The sequence below is a fragment of the Dokdonella immobilis genome (assembly GCF_900115085.1).
Classification (GTDB): domain Bacteria; phylum Pseudomonadota; class Gammaproteobacteria; order Xanthomonadales; family Rhodanobacteraceae; genus Dokdonella; species Dokdonella immobilis.
The window spans coordinates 26,320-50,619 of sequence record NZ_FOVF01000005.1 but is presented as its reverse complement, the minus strand read 5'-3'; the positions used below and the strand labels follow the sequence as shown (position 1 = coordinate 50,619).

Here is a 24,300-nt window from a genome sequence, read left to right as displayed (position 1 = left end):
CCGGGGATCGTCATGATGATCGCGTCTGCGCACAAGGGCCTTTACCTGATTGGCGGCTTCACGGTCTGCCTTCTTGCCATCTCCGGCGGAACCGCCAGCGCCGCTGTCGGCAGCTGGTCCACCGCCGGGCCGTATGGCGGATCCAATAGCACGCTGTCGGTCTACGAGCCTTCGCCGAGCACCGTGTTCGCGGCCGGTCGCGGCGGCCTGTTCCGCAGCCTGAGCTCGGGCACCAGCTGGCAGCGCATCGAGGTCGGCCTGCCCGAGGCGCTGTACGTGCAATCGTTGAGCGTCGGCACCAGCGCGCCGGTGCTCTACCTCTCCAGCTTCTACCAGTTGTTCCGTTCCGGAAACGGCGGCGATCTCTGGGTGCCCCTGAGCACACCGTTGCCGGCGGGCGGTTCCATCTACGATGTGTCGCTGCGCCGCGGCACGACCAACAGCATTGCCATGGCGACGTCTTCGGGGGCCTATGTATCGACCAATGGGGGCGGCACCTGGACCGGACCCGGCGCCGGCGGCACGGCGGCACAGTTCAGCAAGATCGTGTTCGCTGCCGATGGTTCGCTCTATTTGGGTCTGCAGTACACGGATCCCGCTTTTTTCGGGGGCGCTGCGTTGCTCAAGAGTACTGACGGAGGCGCTACCTGGGCACCGCTGGCCGCCCAGCCCGCCGATGTGTACGGGGTCAACGTGCTGGTCACTTCGCCGACGGATCCGCTGCGCCTGTACGTCGGCGACGGTTTCAACGCCGCCACAAGCAGCAACGGTGGCACGACCTGGAGCCCCGTCTCCCTGCCCACATCGGGCGCGGGATGCGGACAGTTCCGCGCGATCATGCCGGACCCGCTGAACCCGCTGTCGGTGTTCGTCGCCTGCAGCAACAATGGCGTGCATTTCGCCGCGGACGTCAACACCCCGGTCTGGACGTCCTGGACGGCCAGCAATGGTCTCAGCGTGAACGGAGTCGACCCCGTGCAGGCTGGCGCGCTGGCCATCCACCCGGCCTTCCCGGCAACGCCGACGCTCTGGGCCGGCACGGTTGATGGCGGCCTGTTCCGCTCGACCAACGGCGGCACCGCCTGGAGCACGATCAACAACGGCTACGAATCGGTCAACATCCGCGCCTTGGCGACCCATCCGCTGGATACCAACCCGGCCGGCGCAATCATCCTGGCCGGTGTCGGCGATTCATTCACGACTTCGAACGCGATCTACAAGTCATCCGATGGCGGCAGTTCGTGGGCGCCGTCCCTGAGCGGCTTGAACGCCGAGCAGATCCGCACCATCGCCATCGATCCGACCACGGTCGACAACGACCTGCTGACCGCCGAGAACTTCACGGTCTATGCCGCCGGACGCTCGGAACGCATTCCGACCCTCGCCAGCAAGGATGGCGGCATCTACAAGAGCACCAACGCCGGCAGCAGCTGGACGACCATCGACAACGGTATTGCCGTGGTCAATGGCGTGCGCGACATGGGCACGGTCCGCACGATCGTACCGGACCCGAGATCCTGCGCCGTTCCCCCGCCGAGCGGACCCTGTCCGATCGGCAGCGGTCCGTTGCAGACCCTGTTTGCCGCAGGCAGTGGCCGGCCCGATCTCGGCGCAGCCGGGCTGCCTTATCGCTCGGCACGTATCTACAAGAGCACCAACGCCGGCGCACTCTGGGCCGCTTCGGAAAGCGGTCTGCCCCTGCCCCAGGACCTCGGGCCGACAGGTGCCTTCAACTACGCCTACATGGGCGGAATCGTCCCGCTGGTATTCGACCCCTCGAACACGCAGACCCTCTACGCCGGCAGCTTCCTCGCCTACAGTGCCGGCGTGGCGGGAGCCGCCGAACCGACCATCGCCAATGGCGTGTTCAAGTCGACCGACGGCGGCGCGACCTGGGTCCACTCCAGCAATGGCCTGCCGCATATCCTCTCGCCGTCCAGTTCGCAGTACGACGTGCTGGCTCTGGCCATCAATCCGGCCAACCCGCTGGTCCTTTACGCCGGTGTCATCAATTTCTACTCCGCCACCACGATCGGCCGGGTCTACAAGACGGTCGACGGCGGCGCCAACTGGTCCGAATCCAGCACGGGCATCGCCGGCCAGGATGTGCGAGCGCTATTCATCGATCCGATGGACCCGACCGGCGATACCGTATACGCCGGCACAGGCGGTGATGGTGCCAACCCTGGCGGCGTATTCGTGACGACCAACGGCGGCGCCAGCTGGAACTCGATCAGCATTGGCCTGCCGGCGGACAGCGCAACGTCGCTGGCCCTTCCGGCGCGCAGTCCGGGCGCACCGGCGCGCATACTCGTCGGCACCAACGCAGGCATCTGGGACTACACGGCTGCCGCCGATCCGGATTCGGATGGCTCTCCATCGACGGTGGAGAACGGCGTACTCGGTGGCGATGGCAACGGCGACGGAACCCAAGACTCCAGCCAGACTTCGGTGGCTTCGATCTCCGCACCGGGCAGCTCTGTCCAAACGGGAACTGCGACTGCCGAGGGCTCGATCGTGCAGGTGACCGTCGCGATCGTTCCCGAGTCCGGTGGCTGCACCCAACTCAACGACAGCACGAGCCTGCAGGCCAGCCTGTACCCGCCCGACCCGATCGGGGCCGCGGACAGTCATGCGCCCTGGGGCCTGGTCAGCTTCTCGCTGCCGAACTGCAGCTTCGCCAAGGTCCGCGTGACCTTCCATGGCGCCAGCTTCGACTCGAACTGGATCTGGCGAAACTACGGACCCCGCATCCCGGGCAATGCCGCGACCTTCGGCTGGTACACGTTCGCCGGCGCCCAGCGCATCGATGGCGAAACCTGGGAGCTGTCCGTGGACGCCCTGCGCCAGGGCAACTACCGCAACGATTCGAACGACATCCTGTTCGTCGGCGGACCGGGCAACCTGCCCGACGTCATCTTCGGCAGCGGATTCGAGTGAGGCGGGATCTGCGCCCCCGCATCCTGCCCGTCGAGGGCATCAGCATTTTCGACCCGGTCCGCTGCAGAAAGGCCGCGCACTACGCGGCCTTTCCAGTCAGCGCGTGGGACGATCAGCGTTTGTCGATCGGTACGAACTCGAGGTCCTCGGGACCGGTGTAGTTCGCGCTCGGGCGGATGATCTTGCCGTCCATGCGCTGTTCGATCACGTGCGCGCTCCAGCCGGCCGTGCGCGAAATCACGAACAGCGGCGTGAACATCGCGGTCGGCACGCCCATCATGTGGTAGCTCACCGCACTGAACCAGTCGAGATTCGGGAACATCTTCTTGATTTCCCACATCGTCGATTCAAGCCGTTCGGCGATGTCGAACATCTTCATGTTGTCCTGCGCGGCCGACAGTTCGCGGGCGACCTCCTTGATCACCTTGTTGCGCGGATCGCTCACGGTATAGACCGGATGACCGAAGCCGATCACGACTTCCTTGCGCTCGACCCGTTCGCGGATGTCCGCCTCGGCCTGGTCAGGGGTCTCATAGCGCTTCTGGATCTCGAACGCGACTTCGTTGGCGCCGCCGTGCTTGGGGCCGCGCAGGGCGCCGATGCCGCCGGCGATGCTCGAATACATGTCGCTGCCGGTGCCGGCGATGACACGCGCGGCGAAGGTCGATGCATTGAACTCGTGCTCGGCATACAGGATCAGCGAGGTATGCATGGCGCGCGTCCACAGTTCGCCCGGTCGCGTCCCGTGCAACAAATGCAGGAAATGTCCGCCGATCGAATCGTCGTCGGTCTCGACATCGATGCGCCTGCCGTTGACCGCGAAGTGATGCCAGTACAGCAGCACCGAGCCGAGCGAGGCCATCAGGCGATCGGCGATGTCGCGCGCACCGGGGTGGTTGTGGTCGTCCTTCTCGGGCAACAGGCAGCCGAGCACCGAAACGCCGGTGCGCATGACATCCATCGGATGGGTCGACGCCGGTAACTGTTCCAGTGCCGCCTTCAAGGCCGCCGGGATGCCGCGCAGCGAGCGCAGCTTGTTCTTGTAGGCGACCAGTTCGGCGCGCGTCGGTAGCTTGCCGTGCACGAGCAGGTGGGCGATCTCCTCGAACTCGCAGGTAGTGGCGACATCGAGGATGTCGTAGCCGCGATAATGCAGGTCGTTGCCACTGCGGCCCACCGTGCACAGCGCGGTATTGCCAGCAGCAACTCCGGACAGGGCCACGGATTTCTTGGGCTTGAAGGGGGTCGCAGGTTCGCTCATGGGTTTCTCCGTTGGATTCCGGCACTTGTGTCGCCGGTTCTTTGAGTGGAATCGGGGTCAGTCCGAAAAGGATTCTTCAATCGGACTCGACCGGAATCGGGTCGATGGCCGCCAGATCCGGCTTTCCCCCATGCCTGTGGTGCTTCGCCGGCACGAACGGGAGGGACGCTGATGCGTACCCAGGCAGGCAGGCGGTCATGGGGGATCCTCTCCGGATTCGTGCGCCGAGGACGGGCCGATGCCGGTGATCCGCTCCAGCAACTGCTGCAGCAACTCGATCTGCCGGTTCTGCGCGTCGACCAGTGCTGCCCAGTCGCGCTCGCGCATCTCGTCGAGCTTCTCGTGCACCTGCATGATCTCGAGTTCGGACTTCACGTTGACTTCGTAGTCGTGCTGCGCGTGCATGCGGTCCGCGGCGCTCGCCCGATTCTGGCTCATCATGATGATCGGCGCCTGGATTGCGGCGACACAGGAAAGGCAGAGGTTCAGCAGGATGTAGGGGTATGGGTCGAAGGACTTGCCGACCAGCAGATAGCTGTTCAGCGCCATCCAGGCGACCAGCACGACCAGAAAGACGATGATGAAGGTCCAGGTACCGCCGACTGCGGCGACCCGGTCGGAGAGTCGTTCGCCAAAACTCAGGCTGGCTTCGAACTCGCGCACCATGTTGCGCGAGACGCTGCGGCGGGCAATGAATCGTTCGATGACCGCACGTTCGTCGGCCGGCAGCCTCTCGATTTCGGCGCGCAGCAGCTTGTGCGCCGTCTGCCGTGGATCAACGCGCGCGGCGCTGAACGACCTGCCGGTATGCGGCTTGTTCATGGCCACCGGATCGCAGGTCTGGCAACGCCCGCGCTCGCCATCGACTCAGCCCTTCTTTGCGAACAGCTCATCGAGGTGCCGCTCGAACTCGTGATAGCCGATGCGCTCGTACAGCTCTTCGCGGGTCTGCATCGTGCCGACGACGTTTTTCTGGTGGCCGTCGCGGCGAATCGATTCGTAGACATTCTCGGCCGCCCTGTTCATGGCCCGGAACGCGGACAGCGGGAACAACTGGATGGCGACCCCGACCGACGCCAGTTCCTCGCGCGTGAACAGTGGCGTCTTGCCGAACTCGGTGATATTGGCCAGCACCGGCACCTTCACCGCATCGACGAAGCGCTGGTAGGTCGGCAGGTCGTAGGCGGCTTCCGCGAAGATGCCGTCTGCTCCCGCTTCGACGCAGGCCATCGCGCGCTCGATCGCGGCATCGACTCCTTCGACCTGGATCGCATCGGTGCGTGCAATCAGGAAGAATCCGGGATCGGTCTTCGCATCGGCGGCGGCCTTGACCCGATCGGCCATCTCGCCGGCGCTGACGATCTCCTTGCCGGGTCGGTGTCCGCAACGCTTGGCGCCGATCTGGTCCTCGATATGGCAGGCAGCTGCACCGGCCTTGATCAGCGACTTGATCGTGCGTGCGATATTGAACGCGCTGGGCCCGAACCCGGTATCGATGTCGACCAGCAAGGGCAGGTCGCAGACATCGGTGATGCGCCGCACATCGATGAGCACGTCGTCGAGTGTGTTGATGCCCAGATCGGGCATGCCCAGCGAGCCGGCGGCCACGCCGCCGCCAGACAGGTAGATGGCGCGGTAACCGGCGCGACGCGCGAGCAAGGCGTGATTGGCGTTGATCGTGCCGATCACCTGCAAGGGGTGCTCTTCGGCAATCGCGGCGCGGAAACGCGCCCCAGCGGAACCGGACTCGCTCATGGAATCTCCCGGAAAAGCCGGCATTTTAACCCAGCCGGGCGGGCCGGTTGGCCTGGATGACCACGGAAACGGGATTTTGCCGTCGAGGCGGCCCGGCGCGTTCGAGAGCCCCTGACGAGGTTGCGGATAACGGGAAAGGTCAATGGCCTCGGTAGCTGCGTCGCGCACCCTGCCCGCGGACGATCGGCGAGTCGGAAATCCTGATTCTTCCAGACACGGCTGCGGCATACTGACGTTGCCATGCCTGCAGACAACCGGGCGCACCGGCCGCCCACCGCCCTGGCCCGGCCTGCTTGCAGATCGCGGCGCGACTGAGCCGACAGCCGCGCTCGCGCCGACCCTCCGTCTATCCTTTGCGCTCGGCCGCGAGGTAATTCCGCGCCTCGTCGAGACCGAACTGGCCGCGCTCCGCCGCATGCCAGATTTCGAGCAACTTCGTGTAGGTGGCCCTCGCCTCCTTTGACTGGCCCATCGCCGCCTGCGCACGAGCGAGGCCGAGCAGCGACTGCGCGCGCAGCGGCGCCAGCCTGAGCGAGCCGCTGAAGGCCTCGGCCGCCGCTGCCGGCTTGTCGTCGGCGAGCAGCAGTTCACCGAGCAGTTCGTGCGGCGGTTTCACCGCAACCGGCGGACCGAAATCGAAGGCCAGTCCGTCCATGCGCATGGCGGCGCCGCGAACGAGCTCCACGGCCAACGCCATGTCGCCGCGCCTTGCCGCGATCAGGCCGGCGAGGTCGTCACGCATGATGTGCAGGTAATCGAAAAGCTGCGGATCGTCGACACTGCGCGTGGTCGTGCCGAGCTGGTCGTCGAGCGCCTTGAGTGACCGCTCCGCCTCGGCAAGCTCTCCCTGTTGCGCAGCCGCATAACCGACGACAAACCGGTTCAACGCCTGCGCCTGCGCATCGGCGGATTCCGGCATGGCCAGGCGCACGGCCGCGCCGTCCCAGTCGCGCGATTCGATAACAGCGGTCGCGCGCATCATCGGCAGCGACCAGCCGAAACGCGCGGCGACCTTTTTTGCCTCCTTGCTGTCGCTGATTTTCGGCAGTGCGGCATCGCCACTGCGCTTGCATTCCAGCAGCAGCTTGAGGGCGTCGTCGGAGCGGCCCTGCTGGAAGTATCCGTATTCGAGCCACTCGTTGTAGTGGAAGCAGCGAACCTCGGGCTTGCCCGCCGCCCGCGCGTGCGCGTAGACGACGCGAGAGGCCTCTTCATTGGCCTTGACGAGATCGTCCCAGAGGCCCAGGGCAATGAAGATGTGCGAGGTCATGTGCTGGGCATGGCCGGCATCGGGCGCGATCTTCGAAAGAGCCCGAGCGGCCTCCAGCGCGCCACTGGCATGCTCCGGATCGTCCATGCCGTGGATCCAGTAGTGCGCGGCCCCGGGATTCTTCGGATTCCGGTCGAACACGCGCTTTGCGATTTCCGCAGCGCGGAGATAATCCGGGACGTTGCGCACGCCCTCGCTGCGGCCCTCCAGGGCCAGCGCATGGAACAGCTGTGCCTGGTTGTCATCGGGGTAGCGCGCCGCCAGCTTTTGCATGGCCTCCGCATAGCGCGCGTCGCGCTCGACCTTGCTGGCATCTCCGGAGTAGAGGATCTCGACCGCGGCCAGATAATCCCGCTCGCGCGGATCCGTTGCCTTCACCGCCCGCTCGGCCGACGTCGCGCCGAGCTTGGCCAGCGCTTCGCGCCCGGCCTTCTCATCGAGCTGGTTCCAGAGCGGATGGTTGTGCGTCATCGCCTCGCCCCAGACCGCCATCACATAGTCGGGCTGCAACGATTGCGCCTGCTGGAAGGCCGCCGCCGCATCGTCGTATTCGAACAGATGCAGCAACAGGGCGCCGCGTTCGAAGGCTGCCTGGGCCTTCGCATTGCCGGCCGAGGTCGGGAATATCAGCGCGCCGAGGCCAGCGCTGGGCGAGGGTCCGGTATGCGCATCCCCGCCCGTCGGATCATGTGCCCCGGCGGAGCCTTGCCAGAGGAGGAGCGGTGCGACCAGCAGGATCACACCAGCGGCACGTCGAATCGTGGCATTCATGTTCACGGTCTCCAGACCAGGGCAATGATTGCAGCGGACATCGGTGCGCGGAGCAGCCCGGCTCAGGGCGATGGATCGGCCTTCTCTTTGGCGGTCGGCGTAGACCGCGCCAGCCTCAGGACAATATAGCCGCCGATGCCGGCCAGCAACGACCCACCCAGAATGCCGACCTTGACCTCGCCCTGCAGGACCGGGTGATGGGCAAATGCGAGCAGTCCGATGAACAGGCTCATGGTAAAACCGATGCCGCACAACAGCGAAACGCCGCCGAGCTGGATCCAGCTCGAGTCCTGCGGCAGGCGCGCAATACCGCAGCGGATGGCGAGACTGGAAAACCCGAACACGCCGATGATCTTTCCGCATAGCAGGCCGAGGGCCACGCCAAGGGTCAGGGGCTCGACCAGGTGGGCGACCGTCAGGCCCGCGAACGAGAGCCCGGCGTTGGCGAACCCGAACAGCGGGATGATCAGGAACGGGACGACGCGCTGCAGCGAATTCTCGAGTACGTTCAAGGGCGCCTCGCGGACATCGCCCTTCATGCGCAAGGGCACCGTCAAGGCCAGGGCCACGCCGGCGATCGTCGCATGCACGCCGGAGCGCAGGACCAGGAACCAGAGCACCGAACCGAGCACCATGTAGGGCCACAGGCTGCGCACGCCGCTACGGTTGAGGATTACCAGCAAGGCGATCACCGCCACCGCCAGTGAAAGGTAGAGCACCGAAAGCTCGTTGGTGTAGAACAGCGCGATGATGACCACCGCGCCGAGGTCATCGATGATCGCCAGCGCGGTCAGGAAAACCTTGATCGATATCGGCACGCGCTTGCCGAGCATGGACAGCACACCGAGCGCGAAGGCGATGTCGGTCGCGGTCGGTATGGCCCAGCCGCGCAACGCCGCGGGGTCGTTGCGATTGAAGGTGACATAGATCAGCGCCGGCACGATCATGCCGCCGAGCGCGCCGATGCCCGGCAGGGCGCGCCGTGGCCAGCTCGAAAGCTGGCCGACCAGCATCTCGCGCTTGATCTCGAGCCCGACCAGCAGGAAGAAGATGACCATCAGGCCATCATTGATCCAGTGCAGCACGCTCATCCCGCCGAGCTTGGCGTGCAGGGATTCGAAGTAGAGTTCCGATAACGGCGAGTTGGCGACGATCAGGGCCAGTGCGGCCGCGGCCATGAGGACGAATCCACCCGCCGCCTCGCCGCGCATGAAGTCGCTGACGATGATCAGTGGCTTGCGGATGATCGGCGCCTTGACCGCCGGAAAACGTCGCTTGCTGATAGGGAAGCTCCTCGCTGGGTCGACGTCACCAGGCGCCGACGACTGATGCTCAGGTGGCAGCGGCGCGGGTCAAGAACCTGCAACCGACGATCCCCGGCAATGGGGAATCATCGGTCTTGATGCAGCCGCACTATTTCTTCGCGAACAAGGCCTCCACGGCGGCGCGCTCCTCGCGCAGTTCCTGGTCGGTGGCATCGATCCGGGCCTGCGAGAACGCGTTGATCTCGAGCCCCTGCACGATCGAATACTTTCCGTTCCTGACCGTGACCGGATAGCCGAAGATCACGCCGGGCTTGACCCCATAGGAGCCATCCGACGGAATGCCCATCGAGACCCAGTCGCCCTCGGCGGTTCCGTGGGTCCAGTCGCGCATGTGGTCGATCGCCGCCGAGGCGGCCGAGGCGGCGGAAGACGCGCCGCGCGCCTTGATGATCGCCGCGCCGCGCTGCTGCACGAGCGGAATGAAGGTGTCGGCGTACCAGGCCTGGTCGACCAGCGACAGCGCCGGCTTGCCCTTGACCGTGGTCTGGTGCAGATCCGGATACTGGGTCGAGCTGTGGTTGCCCCAGATCGTCACCTTCGCGATGTCGGTATTCAGCGCACCGGTCTTTTCGGCGAGCTGGCTGATCGCGCGGTTGTGGTCGAGGCGTACCATCGCCGTGAAGCAGGTTGGGGCGAGATCGGGGGCATTCTGCTGCGCGATCAGCGCGTTCGTATTGGCCGGATTGCCGACCACGAGCACGCGCACGTCACGCTTGGCGTGGTCGTTGATCGCCCTGCCCTGCGGGCCGAAGATCGCGCCATTGGCCTCGAGCAGGTCCTTGCGCTCCATGCCCGGTCCGCGCGGGCGCGCACCGACCAACAAGGCGTAGTCGACATCCTTGAATGCCACATTGACGTCATCGGTGGCGACCACGCCGTGCAGGGTCGGGAAGGCGCAGTCGTTGAGTTCCATGACCACGCCCTGCAGCGCAGGCAGCGCCGGCGTGATTTCGAGCAGATGCAGGATCACCGGCTGGTCGGGACCGAGCATGTCGCCGGCCGCGATACGGAACAACAAGGCGTAGCCGATCTGGCCGGCGGCGCCGGTCACGGCAACACGGACGGGAGCTTTCATTGCATCAACCTCGCAAGAGTCTGGGGTGGAGAAGGAGTTCAGGAATCGGGCAGCAGATTGGCCGCAACCAGGAGTGCGCGCGATCGTTCCGGCGAATAGCCATGCAGCACGGTATCGCCGATCACGAGGATCGGCACGCCGCGTCCATTGACTTCACGGTAGGCGGCGTATCCGCGGTCGTTCGATTCGACGTCGAGATCATCGAAGGCGACGCCCCATTGGTGCAGGTCGGCGCGCAGGCGCTTGCAGTAGCCGCAGGTCGAGGTCGACAGCATGACCACCGGCGTATCGCCTATCTCGCTTCGCAGCGCGCCGATGTCCACTTCCTGCGAACAGGCCGACAGGCCCGCAAGAGCCAGGACCAGACCGATCGAACGCTGGGCGCGGGCCAGTCGCATCATGTCAGCTCGTCGAAGAATTCCCGGAAGCGCTGCAGTCCCGGGGCGAGCTGTTCGGCCGGGCAGGTGTAGGAAATGCGCAGGGCCAGCGGATCGCCGAAGGCGCTGCCCGGAACGCAGGCCACGCCCTTGGCTTCGAGCAGCAGGCTGCAGAAATCGACGTCGTTGTTGATGACCTTGCCGCCATGCGACTTGCCGAATGCGCAGGAGATGTTCGGGAACGCGTAAAACGCGCCCTGCGGCCGCGGGCAGACCACCCCCGGAATCGCGGTCAGGGCATCGTAGACCTGGTCGCGACGCGCGGCGAACTCGGCGTTCTTGGCGATGGTGACGTCCTGCGGCCCGCTCAGTGCGGCGATGGCCGCGGCATTGACCACTTCGGGCACATTGGTGATGTGGTTGGAATTCAGCGTGACCATGGCATTGGCGACGCTCTCGGGGCCCGCGATGAAGCCGACGCGCCAGCCCGGCATGCCATAGGTCTTGGAGATCGAGTCGACGTGGATCACCCGATCGCGCAGCTCCGGCCGCGCATTGACGAAATTGTGGTAGCCGACGCCATCGAAGACCATGCGGTTGTAGATGTCGTCGCAGATGATCCAGACATCGGGATGACCCACCAGCACGTCGGCCAGCGCGGCGATCTCGTGCTTCGTGTAGACCATGCCGGTCGGGTTCGAAGGGTTGTTGAACAGGAACACCTTCGCGCCTGGCAGGGCCGCGTCGAGTTGAGTCGGGGTCAGCTTGTAATTCTGCTCGGATGGGCACGGCAGCAGGCGCGCCCTCGCATCGAGGATTTCGGCAAGGTCGAGGTAGGTGGTCCAGTACGGCACGGGGAACACGATCACGTCGCCGGCGTCGAGCAGCGCTTCGCCGAGGTTGTAGAGCATGTGCTTGGCGCCGATGCCGGTGGCGACGTTCTTGCGCCCGTATCCGCTCAAGCCGCCTTCCTCGAGATGCCTGAGGAACGCATCGAGCAGCGCGTCCGGGCCGCGATTCGAGCCGTATTGGCCGCTGTCCCGCTCGAGCGCCTCGCGCGCCGCGGCATAGACATGCTTGCCCGGGAGGAAATTCGGCACGCCGATCGAGAAGCTGATGATGTCCTTTCCGGCGGCCTTGAGTTGCTTGGCCTTTTCGGCAATCAGCATGATCGCGCTGGGCTTCGCGCGGCTCATGCGCGCAGCGAGATGCGGCATGGAGATCCCTCGGAGGAGTGTTGGGACGGATGGATGATCAGCACGCAATTTTAGCACAGCGATGGCCCGGCACAGCGCGCCGTGGCGCCCGCAGCCGGGATCTCCGACGACGCGCGATCGAGGCGAGCCGAAAATTTCGCCTTCCCGCGCAAATCAGGAGCCAACCGGGCTAAAGTGCGCCGGCAACTCCACTGACGAGGGAAAGGCAAATGGATATTTTCGGCGGCACGCACGGCATCATCATGACCATCATCATCGGCCTGATCGTCGGTTTCGTGGCCAAGTTCCTCAAACCCGGCAGGGATCCCGGCGGGTTCATCATCACCATCCTGATCGGCATCGCCGGCTCGTTCCTCGCCACCTTCCTCGGCAAGACCATGGGCTGGTACCAGCCGGGCCAGACCGCCGGCTTCATCGGCTCGGTCATCGGCGCGATCATCCTGCTCGTCATCTACGGGCTGGCGACGCGCAAGCGCTGAGCCAGGGTCCACGATTCTTTTCACGACCTGTCGAGCCACGTCGTAGGGCTCGACAGGGTCAGTGCTGCCTATGTTGTTTGCTTCCCGTAGCGAGAGCCGCAAAGGGCGGCGCGGGCTTCGATGACCCGACCCGCGTTGCCGCTTCGTTGTTGCTCAGGCCGCGTCGAGCACCGCGTTCCATTTGTCGAGATGCGCCTTGGCCGTCTCGAAGAGAGCGCTGGTGTCGCCGTCGATCTTGATCGATTCGATCGTGTCGCCGCCTCGGATCGCATCGACGACCTTCTGGTCATCGGGGCCGTCGACCATGCCGAACACGGTGTGCTTGCCGTCCAGCCACGGGGTGGCCACGTGGGTGATGAAGAACTGGCTGCCGTTGGTACCGGGGCCGGCATTCGCCATCGACAGCACACCGCCCGAATTGTGCTTGAGGGTCGGCACGATCTCGTCCTCGAAACGATAGCCGGGGCCACCCGTGCCGCTGCCGTTCGGGCAGCCGCCCTGGATCATGAAATCGGGAATGACGCGGTGGAACGTCAGGCCGTCGTAGTAGCCGCGCTTGGCCAGATTGACGAAATTGGCCACCGTGATCGGCGTCTTGTCGGCGAACAGGTTGATATGGATCGGACCGCGCGAAGTGGTGATCAGGGCGGTCAGACGGGTGGGGGAATTCATGGCGGGCTCCGCGTTGCGAACGGACTAGGGTAATCCATTTGTCGGATTTGCTGAACCGAAGACGTGGCGAGGGCGGCACCGTCCTGCCTCGGCAATGCCAGCGGGCGGCCGCCCCTTGACCTCGCTTGCGCCGGCAACAGATTGATTGCATGGCCATTTCGGCCGCGACGTCGTGCCCGGGAGCACGCAACGGTGTCTTCCGCGAAAATTCGGCAATTCAAGCGCCAGACATGAAATCCGGGCATAATAGGCGGCTGCCAAGTCCTTGACGGCACCCCCTTCTTCCCTGCGACGGCCCACACGAGGTCGTTCGGTACTTCGTATGTCCATCGAAAATCTCCGCAACATTGCGATCGTCGCCCACGTCGACCATGGCAAGACAACCCTCGTCGACTGCCTGCTCAAGCAATCCGGCACCTTCAGCGAGCGCACCGTGCTCGCCGAACGGGTCATGGACTCGAATGACCAGGAAAAGGAGCGTGGCATCACGATCCTGTCCAAGAACACCGCGATCACCTGGCGCGACAACCGCATCAACATCGTCGACACCCCGGGCCACGCCGACTTTGGCGGTGAGGTCGAGCGCGTGCTGTCGATGGTCGATACCGTGCTGATCCTGGTCGACGCGATGGACGGGCCGATGCCGCAGACGCGCTTCGTCACCCAGAAAGCCTTCGAAATGGGCTTCAAGCCGATCGTCGTGATCAACAAGGTCGACCGCCCCGGCGCGCGCCCGGACTGGGTCCTGAACGCCACCTTCGACCTGTTCGATCGCCTCGGCGCCACCGATGAGCAACTCGACTTTCCGGTCGTCTACGCCTCGGCCCTGCACGGCTATGCCGGCCTCGATTCCGACGTGCGCTCGGGCGACATGACCCCGCTCTACGAAGCGATCATGAAGCACGTCTCGCCGCCACAGGTCGATCCGGACGGTCCGTTCCAGATGCGCATCAGCCAGCTCGACTACAGCAATTACGTCGGCCTGATCGGCATCGGCCGCATCCAGCGCGGCAAGGTCAAGACCAACATGCAGGTCGCCGTGGTCGACAAGGACGGCAAGAAGCGCAACGCCAAGGTCCTCCAGGTGCTGGGCTTCATGGGCCTGGAGCGCCGCGAAGTCGCCGAAGCCGAGGCCGGCGACATCATCGCCATCAACGGCATCGAGGGCCTGAGCATCTCCGACACGATCTGTGCACCGGAAGCCCCCGAGCAGCTTCCTGTCCTGCACGTCGACGAACCGACCATCAGCATGACCTTCCAGGTCAACAACTCGCCGTTCGCCGGGGTCAAGGAACACAGTGGCGGCAAGTTCCTGACCAGCCGCCAGATCCGCGAGCGCCTGATGCGCGAAACCCTGCACAACGTCGCCATGAAGGTCGAGGAAACCGAGGATCCGGACAAGTTCAAGGTCTCCGGCCGCGGCGAGTTGCACCTCTCGGTGCTGATCGAGACGATGCGCCGCGAAGGCTACGAACTGGCCGTCTCGCGCCCCGAAGTGATCGTCAAGGAAATCGACGGCGTCCTGCAGGAACCCTATGAGCAGCTGGTCGTCGACATGGAGGAACAGTTCCAGGGTGGCGTCATGGAACGCCTTGGCTCGCGCCGCGGCAAGCTGGTCAACATGGAACTCGACGGGCGCGGTCGTGCGCGCCTCGAGTACATGATCCCGGCGCGCGGCCTGATCGGCTTCCAGACCGAATTCCGCACCGTCACCGCCGGCACCGGCCTGCTCTTCCACGTTTTCGACCACTACGGCCCGCGCTCCGAAGGCGCGATCGCCAAGCGTCCGAACGGCGTCATGATCTCGAACGGCCAGGGTCCCTCCCCGGCCTACTCGCTGGTCAGCCTGCAGGAACGCGGTCGCCTGCTGATCAGTGAAGGCGACGAGATCTATGAAGGCCAGCTGGTCGGCATCCATGCCAAGGACAACGACCTCACCGTCAACGCCCTGCGTGCCAAGCAGATGACAAACATCCGCGCCGCCGGCAAGGACGAGACCGTGCAGCTGACGCCGCCGGTCAAGATGTCGCTCGAACAGGCGCTCGAGTTCATCGAGGACGACGAACTGGTCGAGGTCACCCCGAAGCAGATCCGCCTGCGCAAGAAGCACCTGACCGAAAACGATCGCAAGCGGGCCTCGCGCGCCGCCTGATCGTGGCGGATGGGCAGCCCATCCTGCTGGCCTGGAGCGGCGGCAAGGATTGCCTGATGGCGTTGGATCGGCTGCTCGCCGATCCGCGCTGGGATGTCGTCGGCCTGCTCACGACCCTGGACCGATCCACCGACAGGGTCGCGATGCACGATGTTCGGGGTAGCGTGCTGCGCGCCCAGGCGACGGCCCTGCGACTGCCCCTGATCGAAATGCCGATCGACTGGCCGGCCCCGAACGATGTCTACCTGGCCGCCTTCGCTGCCGCGCTCGCGAGCGCGCAACGGACGACTCCGGGCCTGGTCCACATCGCCTTCGGCGATCTGTTCCTGGACGACCTGCGGCGCTGGCGCGAGGCCGCCCTCGAACGCATCGGCTGGAAGGCCGAATTCCCACTCTGGAATGAACCGACGCGCGCGCTGGCTTCGGCGTTCGTGGATGCCGGACACCGCGCCATCGTCACCACGGTCGATCTCGAACGGCTACCCGAGGCGTTCTGCGGCCGCGAATTCGACGCATCGCTGCTGGCCGAACTGCCGCAAGGCGCCGATGCCTGCGGGGAGAACGGCGAATTCCATACCCTGTGTCATGCGGGTCCCCTGTTCGCTACTGCGCTGGCCCTGGTCCGCGGGCAAATGACCACGCGCATGCAGCGCTTCCGCTGCCTCGACCTCGAGTTGGGCTGAACGCAGGACCGCGGCTCGACGGCCGCCAGCATCCCGGGCGCGAATGCCCCGCCTCCACGTGACGAACCCGATGCCCCGGGATTGGCTCCGACGGATCTTGCATCCGGCCCGTCGCATTGCTCGTATAGGAGTCCGTGAACGCCACTGTTTCAGCGAAGCCATGACATTTTCCAATCGGGCAGACTGGCGACGCCACGCCCAACGGCAGACGTGGCGCCCGTTCGCGCCCCGCCACTTGCGCCCGGCGTGCCACAGCGACTTGGCCGGCAATTGCCGGATACCCGGGCCTTGCGGTCGCAGCGGCAGACTCGCCTGCTCGCTCAGCCGACCCGCGCCGGGCGCCTGCAACACGCTGTACAGTCTTGGTCACCCCGTGGACCTCCGTGCAGAACGCCATCGCCGCACCTGCGTGTTTTGATCTGCTGCCGCCGATCATGTCTACTGCACGCCAACCCTCGCCCAAGGAAACCGCCCATGGCCGCCGTGTATCTCTGGATCAATGCCGTGCTGTATGCCCTGCTGGCGCTCTGGTGCACCGTACTGCCGACGCGAACCTCGCAGGCGATCGGATTCATCGAACTGTCGAGTTCGGGCCGCTCCGAGTACGCCGTGATCTATGGCGGCATGCAGTTCGGCTTCGCCTTCCTGTTCGCGTGGGCGGCCCTGAGCGGCAACCACCGCTTTGGGCTGATCTTCTCCCTGGCCATCTATGTGCCGATCCTGCTTTTCCGCATCGTCAGCGTGCTGCGATTCTGGCCGGTCTCGGCGACCACCCTGGCCACCGGCGCGCTCGAAGTCCTGTTGACGGCGGCCGCCATCGCACTCTGGCTGCGGCTCGATGCGCTGGACTGAACGGATGCGGTGAAAGTTTTTTGAACCCTGTACGATCCACCCGGGAGATCGAAAAGTATCCGGGGATTGGAATGGCCGAGGCAAACCCGCGTCCTGGCGATGGCGACAGCCTGGATCATTTGCTGCTTGCAATTGCCGGTGGCGACAACGCCGCCTTCGAAAGGCTCTATCGAACGACCTCGTCGAAATTGTTCGGCATCTGCCTGCGGGTGCTGCCGCAACGCGCCGAGGCCGAGGAAGTGCTGCAGGAAGTCTTCATGGCGATCTGGCGCAAGGCGGAGATGTTCGACGCCAGTCGCGCCAGCGCGATGACCTGGTTGTCGATGATGACCCGCAACAAGGCGATCGACCGGCTGCGTGCGAACGCCGGCGGCGGCCAGCAGGCGGCCATCGAACTCGACGAACTGGAGAGCGACGCGTCGGCCGTCGACAGCGCCGAATCGGCACAGGACCGGGAACGCATCGAAGTCTGTCTCGATGAACTCGAAGCGCCGCGGAGGAAGCTCGTGCGCATCGCCTTCTTCGAGGGCGCAACCTACGAGGAACTCGCCGAGCGCAGCGGAAATCCGCTCGGCACGGTGAAGAGCTGGATCCGTCGCAGCCTGCTCAAGCTCAAGGCCTGTCTCGAACGATGAATACGACCGACAGCCAGGGCGCACCGCCCCCAAGCAACATGGCCGCCGAGTACGTGCTTGGCGTTCTCGATGCGGGCGAACGGCGCGAGGCGGAATCGCGCATCGCCGGCGATGCCGGATTCGCTCGCGAGGTCGCCGCCTGGGAATCCCGCTTCATGCCCCTGCTGGCCCAGGTCGCGGCGGTCCCGGTCCCGGATTACGTCTGGCAGCGGATCTGCGCCGCCCTCGAGATCCCGGCAAGCCGGCCCAAGGCGGTCTCCCGGCCAGGCCTGTGGCAAAGCCTCACGTTCTGGCGCTGGCTCGCCGGCGGCGCGCTGGCCGCGGCCGCGGCCTGTGCCTTTGTGCTGTTCAGCACGCCGCGCCTGATCGCACCGCCGACCGCCCATGCCCTCGTTTCGACCCTGGCCGACGACAATGGCGCGCCCGGCTTCGTCGCCGTGGTATCGGCCGACAAGGCCAGCCTGACCATCACGCCGCTGGTCGGCGCGCCCGCCGACGGTCGCGCACAGGAACTCTGGCTGATCCCGCAGGGGCAAGCCCCGCTCTCGCTGGGCCTGGTCGAGCCGGAACGTGCCCAGGTCATCAGGATTCCCGACCGGATGCTGGCCGATGTCGGCACCAGCGCGGTGTTCGCGATCACGCTCGAACCGCATGAGGGCGCGCCGCATGCCGTGCCATCCGGTCCTGTCATTGCCAAGGGTGGAATCGCCTTGCTCTGATCGGGTGTACGCGCCCATGCGTCGGCAGGCAGACGGCGTGGACGCTGCCTGCATCCGTGGCGCGCGTTCCTGCGTATATCGGCACCAAGCACGGAACCGGACGTTTTCCAGATGCCACCAAGAAGCGGGCGCACCGCCCGATCCTTCCGCAACGCGCGGATCGCCTCGAGCTTGCGCCGCTGGATCGACTCGGCCGAACCGGTGTCGCCGGACGAGGACGCCGATCGCATCGACTGGCTGCGGGCGATCCCGTTCATCGCCATGCACATCGCCTGCATCGGCGTCATATGGGTTGGCGTGTCAAGGATTGCGCTGCTGGTCGCAGCGCTCCTTTACGCCATGCGCATGTTCGCCCTGACCGGGTTCTACCACCGCTACTTCTCGCATCGCGCCTTCCGCACCTCGCGCGCGGTGCAGTTCGTCTTTGCCGCGATCGGCGCGATGTGCGTGCAGCGCGGGCCGCTGTGGTGGGCCGCGCACCATCGCCACCATCATCGCCATACCGACACGCCCGAGGACATGCATTCGCCGCGGCAACACGGTTTTCTCTGGGCGCACATGGGCTGGTTCCTGACCCCGCGCGGATTCCGCACGAACTGGGAGGCCATTCCGGATTTCCGCCGCTTCCCCGAACTGCGCCTGATCGACCGCTTCGACCTGCTCATGCCGGTCCTGCTCGCCGCCTCCCTGTACGGGTTCGGCAGCTGGCTCGGCGAGACCCGCCCGGAACTCGGCACCAGCGGCGCGCAGATGCTGGTCTGGGGCTTCTTCGTTTCGACGATCGTGCTGTTCCATGCCACCGTGACGATCAATTCGCTGGCCCACCAGTTCGGTTCGCGGCGCTTCGATACGCGCGACGACAGCCGCAACAACTGGATCCTCGCCCTGCTCACGTTCGGTGAAGGCTGGCACAACAACCACCACCATTTCCCGGGAGCCGCCCGCCAGGGCTTTCGTTGGTGGGAATTCGACCTGACCTGGTACCTGCTGCGCGGCATGGCTGCCGTTGGCCTCGTGCGCGACCTCAAGCCGGTGCCCGCCGCCATCCTTGCCGCGCACGCAGCGAGGTCGGCCTGATGCGCATTGCCGTGGTCGGATCGGGCATCGCCGGACTCGCCAGTGCCTGGCTGCTGTCGCGTGCGCACGAGGTCGTGCTGTACGAGAAGAACGACCGGCTCGGCGGCCATACCGACACCCACGAGGTCGAAGTCGGCGCACGACGGCACATGGTCGACACCGGTTTCATCGTTTTCAACCGCGAGCACTACCCGCTGCTGACACGCCTGTTCGCCGAACTCGGGGTCGCCACCCAGCCGACCACCATGAGCTTCTCGGCGCAGGACGCAGCGACCGGCCTCGAATACAACGCCGGTTCGCTGCGCGGACTGTTCTGCCAGCCGGCAAATCTGTTCCGCCCGCGCTTCTGGCGCATGCTGGCCGATCTGCGCCGCTTCTATCGCGACGCGCCGGCCCTGCTCGCGCAGGACACGCCGGGGCCGACGCTCGGCGAATACTTGCAGCAAAACCACTATTCGCCGGCATTCCGTGACGACCATCTGGTGCCGATGGCATCGGCCCTGTGGTCGTCGCCGGCACGACGTATCCTCGACTTCCCTGCCGTCGAACTCGTCCGCTTCATGGCCAACCATCACATGCTGCAGGTCAGTGGCAGACCGTCATGGCGAGTCGTCAGCGGCGGCTCTGCTCGCTACGTCGAGGCGATGCACCGCGGCTGGCAGGTCGATGAACGCCTCGGTTGCCCGGTACGCAGCGTGCGCCGGCATGGCCCCCGGGTCAGCGTGCACAGCTCGGCCGGGGTCGAGTCGTTCGACCAGGTCGTGCTGGCCTGTCATGCCGACGAGGCACTCGCCCTGCTCGCCGATCCCGGCGAAAACGAGCGCGCGATCCTCGGCGATCTCGGCTACCAGGACAACGATGTCGTCCTGCATACCGATGCGACCCTGCTGCCGCGCAATCGGCGCGCCTGGGCGGCATGGAATGCGCACATTCCGGCCGACCGCGATGCACCGTGCACGGTCAGCTACTGGATGAACGCGCTGCAATCGATCGAGTCGAGCGAAGCGCTGATCGTCAGCCTCAACCGCAGCACCGAGATCGACCCGATCAGGGTGCTGTGCCGACGCCACTACCGGCATCCCGTGCAGACGCCGGCATCGGCGGCGGCCCGGCAACGCAAGGCCGAAATCCAGGGCAGGTCCGGCACCTGGTTCGCCGGCGCCTACTGGGGATTCGGCTTCCACGAGGACGGCATGCGCAGTGCGGTCGAAGTCGCGAATGCCCTGGGAGCCGAATGGCGATGAAAAGGCCGCATGACGCATTGGCACGTTCGTTTGCCAGCGACCAACGCCCGCAGCGCGAGAGCCAGGCGCAGGCGCAGCATGCCGTTGCAGCGCCAGCTGCCCTGCACAGCGCGATTTACGAAGGCACGGTCCTGCACCGTCGCCATTCGCCGCACCCGCATGCCTTCCGCTACCGCATGGCCATGCTGTTTCTCGATCTCAGCGAACTCGATCGCATCTTCAACGGTCGCTGGTTCTGGTCGATCGGCCGTCGCAACCTGGCCGAATTCCGGCGCAGCGACTTCCTCGGCGATCCGACCATGCCGCTCGAGGACGCCGTGCGCGCACGCGTGGCCGAGGCCATCGGGCGGATTCCGGCGGGGCCGATCCGCCTGCTCACGCATCTGCGCTACTTCGGCCACAGCTTCAATCCGGTCAGCTTCTACTACTGCTACGAAGCCGACGGTTGCACCCTCGATGTGGTCGTCGCCGAAATCACCAACACCCCATGGAAGGAACGCCATGCCTACGTACTGCCGGTCGCCGAGGCCGAGCGTCACGCGGCAGCACTGAGCTGGCGCTTCGAAAAGCGCTTCCATGTCTCGCCGTTCATGGCCATGCAGCACGACTACGCCTGGCGCCTGCTGCCACCGGCGGAAACATTGTTCATCCACATGGACGTGATGCATCGTGGGGTCGATTCGAGTCGCGCCTTCGATGCCACCCTGACCCTGCGCCGCAAACCGCTCGACGCGCTCGGCCTGGCCCGCATGCTTTGGCGCTATCCACTGATGACCACGCGCATCGTCGCCGCCATCCACTGGCAGGCGCTGCGTCTCTGGCTGCTCGGCAATCCCGTCCACGACCACCCCGACAAGAAGGCTGCGCATCCATGAGCAACCCGGAAATCACCCGAACCGAAGCCTCCATCGAAACGTCGGATTTCGATCAGGGCACGGCGTCCTGGCTCGACCGTCTCCTGCGCCGGCGCCTGCTCGATACGTTGGCAACTCTGCGCGACTGCCGCATCTCGATCGAGGAAGCCGGGCAAAAGACCGTGCTCGGAACGCCTGCCGACGATCCGGCCGACACCCTGCAGGTCCAGGTGCGCATCCACGATCCGGCGTTCTATCGCCAGCTCGGGCTGAATGGCAGCGTCGGCGCCGGCGAGGCCTACATGGACGGCCTCTGGGACTGCGACGACCTGGTCGCCCTGACCCGCATCCTCGTGCGCAACCGCGACCACCTCGACGCCATGGAAACCGGACTCGCCCGCTTCGGTGGCTGGGCCATGCGCGGCTGGAGCGCGTTGATGCGCAACACGCGGCGCGGCAGTCGCCGCAACATCGCAGCGCATTACGATCTCGGCAACGATCTGTTCCGGCTGTTCCTTGACGAAAACATGATGTATTCCTCGGCCCTGTTCGAGGCCGCGGACGACACGCTGGAATCCGCGTCGACGCGCAAGCTCGACCGGATCTGCCGCAAACTCGGGCTCGGCCCCGAACACCACGTGCTCGAAATCGGTACCGGCTGGGGCGGCTTCGCCCTGCACGCGGCCCGCCACTATGGCTGCCGGGTGACGACCACGACCATCTCGCGCGAGCAGCACGACCTGGCCCGCCAGCGCATCGACGCCGCCGGCCTCGGCGATCGCATCACCCTGCTGCTCGAGGACTATCGCGATCTTGAGGGCCGCTTCGATCGCCTCGTCTCGATCGAGATGATCGAGGCGATTGGCCACCAGTACCTCGATACCTACTTCCGAACCGTCAACCGCCTGCTCGAGAAAGACGGCATGGCCCTGATCCAGGCGATCACGATCGAGGACCATCGCTACCGCAAGGCGCTCAAGGCGGTCGACTTCATCAAGCGCCACATCTTTCCGGGCAGCTTCATACCATCGGTCGGCGTCATGGCCGGCGCGCTCGCCCGCACCGGCGACATGAAACTGTTCAACCTCGAGGATATCGGCCCGAGCTACGCGCTGACGCTGCGCGCCTGGCGGCAACGCTTCGTGGCCCGCATCGACGCGGTGCGCCAGCTCGGCTATCCCGATCGCTTCATCCGCATGTGGTTGTTCTACCTGAGCTACTGCGAGGGCGGCTTCCTCGAGCGCTCGATCGGCGATGTGCAGATGCTGCTGTGCAAGCCCGGTGCGCGGCCGCCGCAGTTCGCGCCTCGTCTGGCCAGCGCGGCCGATTGAAATGGACCGTCACCCCCTCGACAACGAATCTCCGCGGCCCCAGGCGAGGTACCCTGTCCGTCGATTTGCGTTGATCCGGCGAACGCGGGGATCCAGCGTATCCTCGAGCGCTGGAGGATTGCCGGTCGCGCGGTTCGTCGGGTCGACCTCCGGCACGGACATCCGGAACGGCGACCGCCCGATTGACCTTCGCTCCATCGGCAGGCAAGCATGAAAACCTGGATCAACTTCATCGCATTCCAGCTGGTCTGGTTCGCCGCGGTCGGCGGCGCCGCCTATGGCATCTGGTGGGCCGGACCGGCAGCATTCCTGGCCTTTGCGGCCTATCACCGACGCCCTGACGTGCGCCTGCGCGGTGACTTCAGCCTGATGTGGCTGGCCCTGGCCCTCGGTTTTGCCACCGACACGCTGATGGCCGCCGCGGGGCTTTCGCAATACGCCGCCGCGATTCCGGCAGCGCCGGTCGCGCCACTCTGGATCCTGTCGCTGTGGGCCGGCTTCGCCCTGACCCTCAACCACTCGATGCGCTGGCTGACCGAACGACCGCTGCTGGTCGTGCCGCTGGCGGCGATTGTCGGACCGACCACGTACTACGTCGCGGCCCGGGCCTGGGGAGCCGTTACCATCATCGCACCGGTCGAGATCGCCCTCGGCGTGCTCGGCCTGTGCTGGTTCGTGGCGATGCTGGTCCTGAGCCTGGCCGCGCGACACTTCGGTCGCGGGCCCGATGATTCCTTGCCGCTGCCACTGATGAGGGCGCCATGAGCGGAGCAGCGTCGATCCTGATTGTCTGGGCCGCGGCCAGCGTGATGATGGTCGGCGGCTGGCTGTACCAGCGCCGCACGCGCAATGCCGGCATCGTCGATGCCCTGTGGTCGACCGGCATGGCGGCAAGTGCCGTGTTCTACGCCTGGACCGGTTCGGGTGCCGCACTGCCGCGCCTGCTGGTCGGCGTCATGGGTGCGCTCTGGGGCGCGCGTCTGGCCGCCTACATCTGGCACCGTGTCCTGAATGAAAGCGAGGACGGACGCTATGTCGCCCTGCGCCAGCGCTGGAACGACAACCAGACCAAGTTCCTCGTCTTCTTCCTTGCCCAGGGCCTGCTGACTGCGCTGTTCTCGCTGCCGTTCTGGATCGCCGCGCACAACCCGGTCGGGGAATGGACGCCCTGGAGCATCGTCGCCGTGCTGATCTGGGCCATCGCCCTGGTCGGCGAATCGGTCGCCGACCGCCAGCTCGCTGCATTCCGTGCCGACCCTTCCAACAGGGGCAAGACCTGCCGGCGCGGTTTGTGGCGCTACTCGCGCCACCCGAACTATTTCTTCGAGTGGCTGCACTGGTTCGCCTATGTCGCCCTGGCCGTCGGCAGCGGCGCGGGCTGGGTCCTTGCCAGCCTGGTCGGCCCGACCCTGATGCTCTGCACCCTGTACTGGGTGACCGGCATTCCCTACACCGAAGCCCAGGCCCTGCGCTCGCGTGGCGACGACTACCGCGAATACCAGCGCACGACCAGCCCGCTGATCCCATGGTTTCCGCGTGAGCCTCAAAACAACCCGTAGCTGACTGCCAAACCCGAGCGAACCCCCACGGCGCTGGCCCGACCGGGGGCAC

22 protein-coding genes are annotated in these 24,300 nt (G+C 65.7%); 13 read left to right on the top strand and 9 right to left on the bottom strand.

Annotated features, from left to right (window positions below; all coding sequences use genetic code 11):
- Positions 1-12 precede the first annotated feature (12 nt).
- Complete coding sequence (locus tag BM125_RS05405) at positions 13-2,940, top strand: WD40/YVTN/BNR-like repeat-containing protein (RefSeq protein ID WP_092405700.1); 2,928 nt, start codon at positions 13-15, stop codon at positions 2,938-2,940.
- Positions 2,941-3,052: 112 nt separating this feature from the next.
- Here BM125_RS05405 and prpC read toward each other — a convergent pair whose 3' ends face one another.
- The 8 genes from prpC to BM125_RS05365 all read right to left on the bottom strand — a co-directional run bounded on the left by prpC (position 3,053) and on the right by BM125_RS05365 (position 11,991).
- A complete protein-coding gene (gene prpC / locus BM125_RS05400) occupies positions 3,053-4,201 on the bottom strand; it encodes a bifunctional 2-methylcitrate synthase/citrate synthase (RefSeq protein WP_092405698.1) in 1,149 nt (382 codons plus the stop codon).
- Between the two features lie 195 nt (positions 4,202-4,396).
- Complete coding sequence (locus tag BM125_RS05395; protein ID WP_092405696.1) at positions 4,397-5,023, bottom strand: DUF1003 domain-containing protein; 627 nt, start codon at positions 5,021-5,023, stop codon at positions 4,397-4,399.
- Between the two features lie 45 nt (positions 5,024-5,068).
- Positions 5,069-5,956: a methylisocitrate lyase gene (gene prpB, locus BM125_RS05390; RefSeq protein ID WP_092405694.1), complete on the bottom strand. Its 888-nt coding sequence runs from the start codon at positions 5,954-5,956 to the stop codon at positions 5,069-5,071.
- Positions 5,957-6,302: 346 nt separating this feature from the next.
- Positions 6,303-7,997: a hypothetical protein gene (locus BM125_RS05385; RefSeq protein ID WP_092405692.1), complete on the bottom strand. Its 1,695-nt coding sequence runs from the start codon at positions 7,995-7,997 to the stop codon at positions 6,303-6,305.
- A 62-nt stretch (positions 7,998-8,059) separates the two neighbouring features.
- Complete coding sequence (nhaA, locus tag BM125_RS05380) at positions 8,060-9,223, bottom strand: Na+/H+ antiporter NhaA (RefSeq protein ID WP_281243929.1); 1,164 nt, start codon at positions 9,221-9,223, stop codon at positions 8,060-8,062.
- Between the two features lie 187 nt (positions 9,224-9,410).
- Positions 9,411-10,397: a malate dehydrogenase gene (locus BM125_RS05375; RefSeq protein ID WP_092405688.1), complete on the bottom strand. Its 987-nt coding sequence runs from the start codon at positions 10,395-10,397 to the stop codon at positions 9,411-9,413.
- 38 nt (positions 10,398-10,435) lie between these two features.
- A complete protein-coding gene (locus BM125_RS05370; protein ID WP_092405686.1) occupies positions 10,436-10,798 on the bottom strand; it encodes a glutaredoxin family protein in 363 nt (120 codons plus the stop codon).
- Positions 10,795-11,991, bottom strand: a complete 1,197-nt coding sequence (locus tag BM125_RS05365; protein WP_092405684.1) for a pyridoxal phosphate-dependent aminotransferase — start codon at positions 11,989-11,991, stop codon at positions 10,795-10,797. Before BM125_RS05365 ends, BM125_RS05370 begins: the two co-directional genes overlap by 4 nt.
- 209 nt (positions 11,992-12,200) lie before the next feature.
- Here BM125_RS05365 and BM125_RS05360 point away from each other — a divergent pair, with 209 nt between their 5' ends.
- Positions 12,201-12,470: a GlsB/YeaQ/YmgE family stress response membrane protein gene (locus tag BM125_RS05360; RefSeq protein WP_092405682.1), complete on the top strand. Its 270-nt coding sequence runs from the start codon at positions 12,201-12,203 to the stop codon at positions 12,468-12,470.
- A gap of 153 nt (positions 12,471-12,623) precedes the next feature.
- On the opposite strand, the gene BM125_RS05355 is transcribed toward BM125_RS05360, so the two are convergent.
- Positions 12,624-13,142: a peptidylprolyl isomerase gene (locus BM125_RS05355; RefSeq protein ID WP_092405680.1), complete on the bottom strand. Its 519-nt coding sequence runs from the start codon at positions 13,140-13,142 to the stop codon at positions 12,624-12,626.
- Positions 13,143-13,464: 322 nt separating this feature from the next.
- Here BM125_RS05355 and typA point away from each other — a divergent pair, with 322 nt between their 5' ends.
- The 11 genes from typA (at position 13,465) to BM125_RS05300 (ending at position 24,248) form a co-directional block, all read left to right on the top strand.
- Positions 13,465-15,294, top strand: coding sequence for a translational GTPase TypA (gene typA / locus BM125_RS05350; protein WP_092405678.1), 1,830 nt, complete (start codon positions 13,465-13,467; stop codon positions 15,292-15,294).
- A 2-nt stretch (positions 15,295-15,296) separates the two neighbouring features.
- Positions 15,297-15,977, top strand: coding sequence for a Dph6-related ATP pyrophosphatase (locus BM125_RS05345; RefSeq protein WP_281243926.1), 681 nt, complete (start codon positions 15,297-15,299; stop codon positions 15,975-15,977).
- A gap of 474 nt (positions 15,978-16,451) precedes the next feature.
- Positions 16,452-16,829, top strand: coding sequence for a DUF4345 domain-containing protein (locus BM125_RS05340; protein WP_092405676.1), 378 nt, complete (start codon positions 16,452-16,454; stop codon positions 16,827-16,829).
- Between the two features lie 71 nt (positions 16,830-16,900).
- Entirely contained in the window at positions 16,901-17,464 is a 564-nt protein-coding gene (locus tag BM125_RS05335) for a sigma-70 family RNA polymerase sigma factor (protein WP_092405674.1), read from the top strand.
- A complete protein-coding gene (locus tag BM125_RS05330; protein WP_092405672.1) occupies positions 17,461-18,183 on the top strand; it encodes an anti-sigma factor in 723 nt (240 codons plus the stop codon). Before BM125_RS05335 ends, BM125_RS05330 begins: the two co-directional genes overlap by 4 nt.
- 111 nt (positions 18,184-18,294) lie before the next feature.
- A complete protein-coding gene (locus BM125_RS05325) occupies positions 18,295-19,260 on the top strand; it encodes an acyl-CoA desaturase (protein WP_175497925.1) in 966 nt (321 codons plus the stop codon).
- The gene (locus tag BM125_RS05320) at positions 19,260-20,504 is read left to right on the top strand and encodes an NAD(P)/FAD-dependent oxidoreductase (RefSeq protein WP_092405668.1); all 1,245 of its coding nucleotides are present in this window, start codon (positions 19,260-19,262) and stop codon (positions 20,502-20,504) included. The genes BM125_RS05325 and BM125_RS05320 overlap by 1 nt, the downstream gene beginning before the upstream one ends.
- Positions 20,501-21,379, top strand: coding sequence for a DUF1365 domain-containing protein (locus BM125_RS05315; RefSeq protein ID WP_092406002.1), 879 nt, complete (start codon positions 20,501-20,503; stop codon positions 21,377-21,379). The genes BM125_RS05320 and BM125_RS05315 overlap by 4 nt, the downstream gene beginning before the upstream one ends.
- Complete coding sequence (locus BM125_RS05310; RefSeq protein ID WP_092405666.1) at positions 21,376-22,689, top strand: SAM-dependent methyltransferase; 1,314 nt, start codon at positions 21,376-21,378, stop codon at positions 22,687-22,689. Before BM125_RS05315 ends, BM125_RS05310 begins: the two co-directional genes overlap by 4 nt.
- Positions 22,690-22,899: 210 nt before the next feature.
- Positions 22,900-23,454, top strand: coding sequence for a DUF2878 domain-containing protein (locus BM125_RS05305; protein WP_092405664.1), 555 nt, complete (start codon positions 22,900-22,902; stop codon positions 23,452-23,454).
- On the top strand, positions 23,451-24,248 hold the full coding sequence (locus tag BM125_RS05300; RefSeq protein WP_092405662.1) for a DUF1295 domain-containing protein: 798 nt from the start codon (positions 23,451-23,453) through the stop codon (positions 24,246-24,248). Before BM125_RS05305 ends, BM125_RS05300 begins: the two co-directional genes overlap by 4 nt.
- The last annotated feature ends 52 nt before the right edge of the window (positions 24,249-24,300 follow it).